Raw genomic sequence first — 7,531 nt, forward strand, 5'->3', positions numbered from 1 at the left:
AACTCCTCGGGCCAGTCGTAGGCCTCGGCCTGCACGTCCTGCGGCAGCGCCAGGGTGACGGCTCCGGTCTCGACCGGGTCGGCGAGGACCCGCATGGCCTGGAGGGCGGCCGGGATCAACGCCTCAGGACGGTGGACGCGGTCGAACCAGCGCGAGACGGGCCGCAGCGCGTCGTTCACGGAGACGTCGCCCGCGTAGGGCACTTCGAGCTGCTGCAGTACGGGGTCGGCCGTGCGGGTCGCGAAGGTGTCGCCGGGGAGCAGCAGCACCGGGATCCGGTTGACGGTGGCGAGGGCGGCGCCGGTGACGAGGTTCGTCGCGCCCGGGCCGATGGAGGTGGTCACCGCGTGGGCGGAGAGGCGGTCGCGCTGCCGGGCGTAGCCGACGGCGGCGTGCACCATGGCCTGCTCGTTGCGGCCCTGGAGGTAGCGCAGCGGGGCGTCGTCGCCCTGGCCGCTCTCCAGCAGGGCCTGGCCGATGCCGGCGACGTTCCCGTGGCCGAAGATGCCCCAGCAGGCGTCGACGAGGCGGTGACGCCGGCCGTCGCGCTCGGTGTACTGGGCGGCGAGGAAGCGCACCAGCGCCTGCGCCACGGTCAGACGACGCGTCGCCCGGGCCGAAGCCGGGGCCGTCGCCTGGCCGTTCGGCCGTGGTACGGAGCTCACTTGCCCACATCCCCTTCCACTGTCGGTGCGTGGTAGAGCGGAAGCCTTGGATCGACAGGCTGCTGCTTCCAGCTGCCTCGGATCCAGGCATGATCTGGATGGTCGCAGATAAGCCACGCACGCTCCAGACCCGGACCGGCCATCACGTTCAGGTAGTACATGTCGTGACCGGGCGCGGCCATGGACGGGCCGTGCCATCCGTCCGGGATCAGCACCGCGTCGCCGTCCCTCACCTCGGCGAGCACGTCGGTGCTGCTGCCCGGCCCGGACGGGGAGACCCGCTGATACCCGATTCCCGGGATGCTGCCGCTCTGCGCCTGGTGGGGGGCGATCTCGAAGTAGTAGATCTCCTCCAGTTCGCTCTCGACCTCGGGGCGGTGCTCGTCGTGCTTGTGCGGCGGGTACGAGGACCAGTTGCCGCCCGGCGTCAGCACCTCGACGGCGATCAGCTGGTCCGCCTCGAAGACGCCCGCCGCGGCGAAGTTGTTGACCTGCCGGGAGCAGTTGCCCGTGCCGCGCAGCTCGACGGGGACGCCGGAGGCCGGGCCGTAGCGGGCGGGAAACCGCCTCGTGCAGCGCGCGCCCGTGAGTGCGAAGCGGCCTCCGGAGGCGCTGGTGACGCTCACCTCGGCGTCCCGCGGCACGTACGCGAAGTCGCTCACACCGTCGAAGACGCTTGCCCTGCCGTGCAGTTCGAAGGTCTCCCCCTCGGTGGCGACGGTGCAGCCGCCGCTCAGCGGGAGCACGATCCACTCGCTCTCCCCGGAGGTGAAGTCGTGCGTTCCGCCCGGTTCCAGCTCCAGAACGCGCAGCGAGGAGTAGCCCCAGCCGGCACGTTCCGGATCGATGTGCAGGGCGTACGGGCCGGTGGCCGTGCTCCCGGCCCGCACATGCAGTTCGGTCTCGGCCTTGCCTGTCCCGCCGGTCATCTTCGTCATCCTTGAACCCTTGCCCCTTCCGGCTCTTCCGACCCTTCAGGCCCTCGCGGCCCCTCAGCTCGCCGGCGCCCGGCCGTCCCGTGGTCACCGGCCGTGCCGTTCAGCCCTTCCGGCCCGTCTCTCACAGCAGTCCGACAGCGGTGTCCACGGCGGCGGCCACGTCACCGTCCGCGGGGTAGAGCAGGGAGCGCCCGACGACCAGTCCGCGCACCGTGGGCATCCGAAGCGCCTTGCGCCACTTGTCGTACGCGCCCGCCTGGTCGCCGTTCGTCTCCCCGCCCAGCAGCACGACGGGGAGCGTCGAGGTCTCGCACACCCACGCCATGTCGTCGGGGTCGTCGGCCACCGGAAGCTTCAGCCAGCTGTAGGCGGAGGTGCCGCCGAGGCCGGAGGCGATGGCGATGGAGCGGGTGATCGCCTCGGCGCTCAGGTCGTTGCGCACCTGCCCGTCCACACGGCTGGAGATGAACGGCTCTATGAAGACGGGCAGTCGCAGCGCGGCCATCTCGTCGACGGCGCGTGCGGTGGAGTGCAGGGTCTGGAGCGAGCCGGCGTCCTCGTAGTCGATGCGCAGCAGGGCCTTGCCCGCGTCGAACCGCAGCCGCTCGATGTCCTGCGCGCGGTATCCGGTGAAACGGTCGTCCAGTTCGTAGCTCGCGCCGGCGAGGCCGCCACGGTTCATGGACCCCATGACGATCTTGTTCTCCAGGGCCCCGAGGAGCAGCAGGTCCTCCAGGATGTCGGCGCTGGCCAGCACTCCGTCCACGCCCGGCCGCGACAGCGCGAGCATCAGCCGTTCCAGCAGGTCGCCGCGGTTGGCCATGGCGAGCTTGCTGTCACCGACACCCAGGGCGCCGCGAGCGGGGTGGTCGGCGGCGACGATCATCAGCCGTCCGCTCTCGCCGACGAGCGGGCGCCGGGCACGTCTGGCGGCAGCCTCCGCGATCGCCTCCGGGTGCCGTGCCCGTACGGCGACGAGGTCACAGATGCTGATGCTGCTCAAGGAGTCTCACTTTCGTGGCTGGAGGAGAGAGGCGGAGGGCCGGTGGCGGACCGGCCCTCCGGACCGGACGACGAGCCCCGCGGCCGCGTCAGCCCCTCAGTAGGTCCTCGACCTCGGAGGCGGTCGGCATCGCGGTCGAGCAGGCGAGCCGTGAGGCGACGAGGGCACCGGCTGCGTTGGCGTACCGCATCACGTACTCCAGGTCCCAGCCTTCGAGCAGCCCGTGGCAGAGCGAACCTCCGAAGGAGTCGCCCGCACCGAGCCCGTTGACGACCTCCACGGGGTGCGGCGGCACCTCCACGCGGGAGCCGTCGCGGCGCACGGCGAGCACGCCTTTCGGGCCCTGCTTGACGACCGCGAGTTCGACACCGGCGTCCAGGAGGGCCTCGGCACAGGCCTGCGGCTCGCGGGTGCCGGTGGCGACCTCGCACTCGTCGAGGTTGCCGACGGCGACGGTGGCGTGGGCCAGCGCCCGGCGGTAGTGCGGGCGCGCCTCGGCCATCACCTCGGACTCCGATGCCGTCCCGTCCCCGGCTGCGAGCTCCTTGCCCCAGAACATGGGCCGCCAGTCCATGTCGAAGACGGTGGCGGTGCGGTGGGCGGCGGCTTCCGTCTCGCTGCTCGCCGAGCGCGCTTCCAGCGCGGTGAGCGTGGCCGTCCGGCTGGGCTCGGCGCACAGGCCGGTGCCGGTGACCCAGAAGACGCCGGCTGCGTCGATCGCCTCGAAGTCCAGGTCCTCCGGCCGCAGTTCGAGGTCGGGGGCCTTGGGCTCGCGGTAGAAGTACAGCGGGAAGTGGTCGGGCGGGAAGATCTCGCAGAAGGTGACGGGCGTGGGGTACCGGCTCACGGGGGTGACCCAGCGGTCGTCAACGCCGAAGTCCCGCAGGGCCTGGTGGCAGTACTCGCCGAAGGGGTCCGCGCCCGTGCGGCTGATCACCGCGCTGGAGTGCCCGAGCCGGGCGGCTGCGACGGCGACGTTGGTGGCGGAGCCGCCGAGGAACTTCCCGAACGTCTCGACCTGCGGCAGCGGCACGCCTGTCTGCAGCGGATAGATGTCCACGCCGATGCGGCCCATCGTGATGACGTCGTGCGGCTCAGCCGTGGCTGCCATGGTGCTCCCTTCCCTCGTCTCCCCCGTCGGCTTTCTCATCGTCGGCGCTGGCGGCGACGCCTGTCAATGATTTGTCCTTACATACTGACGTCCTCGCGGTGACGGACTACGGTGACCTCGGACGAGGGGCCCGCGGGGACAGGTCAGTATGAAACGTTGTCCTAACAAACTCTTGACAGTGGCGCCGCAAACCGACTTGGCTCGCCCCCGTCGGGGAGCGCCCGCTCCGCCTGCGGGCCTCCCCCGCCACCCGCACCCGTACGTACACCCGAGGAGCCCTTTCCATGAGTTCCGCGACCCCTTCCCTCGACCGCATCCGGGTCGGCTCGGCGCCCGACTCCTGGGGCGTCTGGTTCCCGGAGGACCCCGAGCAGGTGCCGTGGCGGCGCTTCCTCGACGAGGTCGCACAGGCCGGCTACGAGTGGATCGAGCTGGGCCCCTACGGCTACCTCCCCACGGACCCCGCGCGCCTCACCGACGAGGTGGACGCACGCAACCTCAAGGTCTCGGCGGGGACGGTCTTCACCTCCCTGCACCGCGGCCCGGACGTATGGGACTCCACCTGGGAGCACGTGAGCCAAGTAGCCGCTCTCACAAAGGCGATGGGCGCCGACAACCTCGTCGTCATCCCGTCCTTCTGGCGTGACGACAAGACGGCGGAACTCATCGAACCGCGCGAACTGACCCCGGAGCAGTGGCGTCACCTCGCCACCGGCACCGAACGCCTGGCCCGTGAGGTACGCGAGAAGTACGGGCTCGGGATCATGGTGCACCCGCACGCGGACACCCACATCGACACCGAGGAGCACGTCGAGCGCTTCCTCGACGCGACAGACTCCGACCTGGTCAACCTCTGCCTGGACACGGGGCATTACGCCTACTGCGGCGGCGACAGCGTCAAGCTGATCGAGACCTACGGCGAGCGGATCGGCTACCTGCACCTCAAGCAGGTCGACCCCCGCATCCTCGCCGACGTCGTGGAGAAGGGAACGCCGTTCGGGCCCGCCGTACGGCAGGGCGTGATGTGCGAACCGCCCCTGGGCGTCCCCGCGATGGAGCCGGTGCTCACCGCGGCACAGGGTCTGGGCGTGGACCTCTTCGCCATCGTGGAGCAGGACATGTACCCCTGCCCGCCGGACCAGCCCTTGCCGATCGCCGAGCGCACGCGCCACTTCCTGCGCAGCTGCGGAGCATGACCCGCCTTCGCGGCCACGGAAGCTGAACTGCCGCCTCCACGGCGGCCGGCCGATCGCGGCCGCGACACGCACGCCCCGCCCGCCTCCCGGCGGACCGGTCGCCTCGTCGAGGTCGGCACCCTGTCACGAGCGTCACCATTACCCGGGCGGTACGTCACAGACCCTCAACAGGCCCTCCCCGTCGGTCACTCAGCGTCGTTCACCGGGCACAGGCTGATGATCAACAGCCACTTCTGTGGTCCCTGTGGGAGGTGCCGAGTTGCCCGATCGACGACTCTGGTCGTACAAGGACATCGCCGCGCACATCGGAGTCCAGACGGACACCGTGCGCTCGTACCGCAAGCACGGCCTGCTGCCGCCACCCGATCTGGTGGAGAGCGGCAGGCCGTTCTGGTACGCGGACACCGTTCGGGCCTGGGTCGCCCGCCGTCCCGGCCACCGCGGAGGGCGCTGACGGCGCCGCTTCCAGGACGCCGTTCCCTACGGGCCCCGTCCGCCGTTTCCCCGGAAGACCCGGGGGCGGCGGACGGGGCCTCTGTCATATTCGGTCGTGTCCGGGACGACGGCCCGGAACCACCGGGGAATACCTAGGGGGGGTATAGTGTTGAGGACTGGACAAGCCACGGATCACGGGAAGAGGGAGCGCAGATGAGCACCGTCACCACCACGTACAAGGTCAGCGGCATGAGCTGCGGGCACTGTGAGGGCGCCGTCTCCAGCGAGATCTCCGAGATCGAGGGCGTCACCTCGGTCAAGGCGGTCGCTGCCTCGGGCGAGGTGGCCGTCACCTCCGGCGCCGAACTCGACGACGAGGCCGTTCGCGCCGCCGTCGACGAGGCCGGATTCGAGCTGACGGGTCGCGCCTGACCCCCGTAACGCACGACGGCGTGCGCCGTGCCCCGGCTCACAGGTGCACGTGCCTGCGGCGCCTGCCGGGCGCCCCGCCTCCAGCATCCACCCAAACGACACCCACCCAGCAAGGCTGTCGCTCCCGGGAGCACCACGATGACGAGTACCGCAGCACAGGAAGCACCGACCCCGCCGGCGGAAGCGGCCGAGGGCGCCCAGCGGGTGGAACTGTCCATCGGCGGAATGACCTGCGCCTCGTGCGCCGCCCGGATCGAGAAGAAGCTGAACCGGATGGACGGCGTGTCCGCGAGCGTCAACTACGCGACCCACAAGGCGAAGGTGTCCTACGCGGACGCCGTCTCCGTCGGCGACCTCATCGCCACGGTGGAGCGCACCGGCTACTCGGCCGAGCAGCCGCCTCCCCCGGCGCGGACTCCGCAGCAGGCGGAGCGGCGCGAGGGTGAGGGCGGTGACACGGGCGCGGAGCGCAGCTCGGACGACGGGGGCGGCACCGAACTGGCCGCTCTGTGGCAGCGGTTCCTCGTCACGCTCGTACTGTCCGTGCCGGTCGTGCTGCTGGCCATGGTGCCGCCCCTCCAGTTCGACAACTGGCAGTGGCTGTCGCTCACCCTGGCCGCCCCCGTGGTCGTCTGGGGCGGTCTCCCCTTCCACCGCGCCACCTGGACGAACCTTCGGCACGGTGCGGCGACCATGGACACGCTGATCTCGGTCGGCACTCTGTCGGCCTTCGGCTGGTCGCTGTGGGCGCTCTTCTTCGGGGACGCGGGGATGCCGGGCATGCGGCACGGCTTCGACTTCACGCTCGACACCGCCGCCGCGGGCGGCTCCTCCGCCCTCTACCTCGAAGTCGTCGCGGGCGTCACGACGTTCCTCCTGCTGGGCCGCTATCTCGAGGAGAGGGCCAAGCGGAAGGCGGGCACCGCGATGCGCGCCTTGATGCGTCTCGGCGCGAAGGACGTGGCCGTGCTGGGGCCGGACGGCGCCGAGACCCGCGTCCCCGTCTCCGAACTGACCGTCGGCGACCGCTTCGTCGTACGCCCCGGGGAGACGGTGGCCACCGACGGCACCGTCGCGGAGGGAAGTTCGGCCGTCGACGCCTCGATGCTGACCGGAGAGTCGGTGCCGGTCGACGTCAGCGTGGGCGACGCGGTGACAGGGGCGACGGTCAACGTCTCTGGCCGGCTGGTCGTCACCGCCACCCGGGTCGGGTCGGACACGCAACTGTCGCGCATGGCCCGGATGGTGGAGGAGGCTCAGAGCGGCAAGGCAGCCGTGCAGCGGCTCGCCGACCGGGTGTCGGCGGTGTTCGTGCCCGTCGTGCTGCTGCTCGCGCTGGGCACCCTGGCAGGCTGGCTGCTGACGACCGGCAACGTGACCGCCGCCTTCACCGCCGCCGTGGCGGTCCTCATCATCGCCTGCCCCTGCGCGCTCGGGCTCGCCACGCCGACCGCCCTGATGGTGGGCACGGGACGCGGCGCCCAACTCGGCATCCTCATCAAGGGACCCGAGGTGCTGGAGTCGACGCGCCGGGTGGACACCGTCGTGCTGGACAAGACCGGCACCGTGACGACGGGACGGATGGAACTCCAGGACGTCGTCCCCGGCGAGGGCGTCGATCCCGCCGAACTGCTGCGGCTCGCCGGCGCGTTGGAGGACGCCTCAGAGCACCCCATCGCGCGCGCGGTCGCACGGGGCGCGAGGGAGCGTTCGGAGACGGGCGCGCCACTGCCGACGCCGGAGCACTTCGA

General features: G+C 71.2%; 8 protein-coding genes. 4 read left to right on the forward strand and 4 right to left on the reverse strand.

Translation table 11 applies throughout. The annotated features are described in order from the left end of the window. From H5J26_RS26065 to iolC, 4 genes are all read right to left on the reverse strand, one after another. Window positions 1-665, reverse strand: a 665-nt coding sequence (locus H5J26_RS26065; protein ID WP_309238073.1) for a thiamine pyrophosphate-binding protein, incomplete at its 3' end; no start/stop codon positions are given. Next, complete coding sequence (gene iolB, locus H5J26_RS26070; RefSeq protein ID WP_181768419.1) at window positions 662-1,594, reverse strand: 5-deoxy-glucuronate isomerase; 933 nt, start codon at window positions 1,592-1,594, stop codon at window positions 662-664. The genes iolB and H5J26_RS26065, both read right to left, overlap by 4 nt. A gap of 130 nt (window positions 1,595-1,724) precedes the next feature. Further along, window positions 1,725-2,606 carry a Cgl0159 family (beta/alpha)8-fold protein gene (locus H5J26_RS26075; RefSeq protein WP_181768420.1) on the reverse strand — a complete coding sequence of 294 codons (882 nt, stop codon included), beginning with the start codon at window positions 2,604-2,606 and terminating at the stop codon, window positions 1,725-1,727. An 88-nt stretch (window positions 2,607-2,694) separates the two neighbouring features. Continuing rightward, the gene (gene iolC / locus H5J26_RS26080) at window positions 2,695-3,717 is read right to left on the reverse strand and encodes a 5-dehydro-2-deoxygluconokinase (protein ID WP_181768421.1); all 1,023 of its coding nucleotides are present in this window, start codon (window positions 3,715-3,717) and stop codon (window positions 2,695-2,697) included. Window positions 3,718-4,001: 284 nt separating this feature from the next. Here iolC and H5J26_RS26085 point away from each other — a divergent pair, with 284 nt between their 5' ends. The 4 genes from H5J26_RS26085 to H5J26_RS26100 all read left to right on the forward strand — a co-directional run. After that, entirely contained in the window at window positions 4,002-4,913 is a 912-nt protein-coding gene (locus tag H5J26_RS26085; RefSeq protein WP_181768422.1) for a sugar phosphate isomerase/epimerase family protein, read from the forward strand. Between the two features lie 259 nt (window positions 4,914-5,172). Beyond that, window positions 5,173-5,367: a helix-turn-helix transcriptional regulator gene (locus tag H5J26_RS26090; RefSeq protein ID WP_181768423.1), complete on the forward strand. Its 195-nt coding sequence runs from the start codon at window positions 5,173-5,175 to the stop codon at window positions 5,365-5,367. A 194-nt stretch (window positions 5,368-5,561) separates the two neighbouring features. After that, window positions 5,562-5,780, forward strand: a complete 219-nt coding sequence (locus H5J26_RS26095) for a heavy-metal-associated domain-containing protein (RefSeq protein ID WP_181768424.1) — start codon at window positions 5,562-5,564, stop codon at window positions 5,778-5,780. A 138-nt stretch (window positions 5,781-5,918) separates the two neighbouring features. Further along, window positions 5,919-7,531 (forward strand): heavy metal translocating P-type ATPase (locus H5J26_RS26100; RefSeq protein WP_181768425.1); only part of this gene is annotated, 1,613 nt, incomplete at its 3' end.

The sequence above is a fragment of the Streptomyces albidus (ex Kaewkla and Franco 2022) genome (genome assembly GCF_013870515.1).
In the GTDB taxonomy this organism is placed as follows: domain Bacteria; phylum Actinomycetota; class Actinomycetes; order Streptomycetales; family Streptomycetaceae; genus Streptomyces; species Streptomyces albidus.